The organism is Delftia sp. CH05 (assembly GCF_009827015.1).
GTDB classification, from domain to species: domain Bacteria; phylum Pseudomonadota; class Gammaproteobacteria; order Burkholderiales; family Burkholderiaceae_C; genus Comamonas; species Comamonas tsuruhatensis.
Genome location: NZ_WUMG01000115.1, coordinates 1 through 689, shown reverse-complemented (window position 1 = coordinate 689; position 689 = coordinate 1). Strand labels below are relative to the sequence as shown.

2 rRNA genes are annotated in these 689 nt (G+C 50.9%); both read left to right on the top strand.

The window, feature by feature from the left end:
• Window positions 1-396 (top strand): 23S ribosomal RNA (locus tag GRX31_RS30455); the annotation flags it as partial.
• A 126-nt stretch (window positions 397-522) separates the two neighbouring features.
• Window positions 523-635 (top strand): 5S ribosomal RNA (gene rrf / locus GRX31_RS30450).
• Window positions 636-689 lie beyond the last annotated feature (54 nt).

Below are 689 nucleotides of genomic sequence, written 5' to 3'. Positions count from 1 at the left end.
GGCTCATCTCATCCTGGGGCTGTAGTCGGTCCCAAGGGTATGGCTGTTCGCCATTTAAAGAGGTACGTGAGCTGGGTTTAAAACGTCGTGAGACAGTTTGGTCCCTATCTTCCGTGGGCGCTGCAGATTTGAGGAAGCCTGCTCCTAGTACGAGAGGACCGGAGTGGACACACCTCTGGTGTATCGGTTGTCACGCCAGTGGCATTGCCGAGTAGCTAAGTGTGGAAGAGATAACCGCTGAAAGCATCTAAGCGGGAAACTCGTTTCAAGATGAGATCTGCCGGGGCCTTGAGCCCCCTAAAGAGTCGTTCAAGACCAGGACGTTGATAGGCTGGGTGTGGAAGCGCAGTAATGCGTTAAGCTAACCAGTACTAATTGCTCGTGAGGCTTGACCCTATAACTTTGATGACGTTGATCATCAAGGTGGTTATGCCAAGTAAGGCGCAGTCAAAATACAAAGCTGATTACAGACTCTATGAATTCGTTGTGTTGCTCGCAAGAGCAGCATGACAACAAGTTATGCCTGATGACCATAGCAAGTTGGTACCACTCCTTCCCATCCCGAACAGGACAGTGAAACGACTTTGCGCCGATGATAGTGCGGGTTCCCGTGTGAAAGTAGGTCATCGTCAGGCTCTTACAGCCCAAGAAACCCCGTAGCCCAAAGCTACGGGGTTTTTTGCATTGGG